The organism is Acinetobacter sp. AL9, assembly GCF_041464035.1.
In the GTDB taxonomy this organism is placed as follows: Bacteria; Pseudomonadota; Gammaproteobacteria; order Pseudomonadales; family Moraxellaceae; genus Acinetobacter; species Acinetobacter towneri.
In genome coordinates this window covers 1-259 of the sequence record NZ_JAYFSK010000246.1, presented here as the reverse complement: position 1 = coordinate 259, position 259 = coordinate 1, and the positions used below count along the sequence as shown (strand labels likewise).

General features: G+C 37.5%; 1 pseudogene. It reads right to left on the bottom strand.

The annotated features are described in order from the left end of the window. Positions 1-259: pseudogene (locus ACEO2X_RS14540) on the bottom strand (IS3 family transposase); the annotation flags it as partial.

Below are 259 nucleotides of genomic sequence, written 5' to 3'. Positions count from 1 at the left end.
ATATCCAATGACTCGCGATTATAGTCATCAATCACGTTGTGAACTCGATAACTACGTCCATCACTGAGTTGATCATACATAAAGTCCATTGACCATGATTCATTCTTAGCTGTCGGTACTGCAAGGGTTTCAGGCTGTTCTCGTTTAATCCGCTTATTAGGCTTGATTCTTAAATTAAGCTCAAGCTCCTTATAAATGCGATAGACACGTTTGTGGTTCCATTTGTATTTTTTAACATTACGCAAATACAGGAAACAAA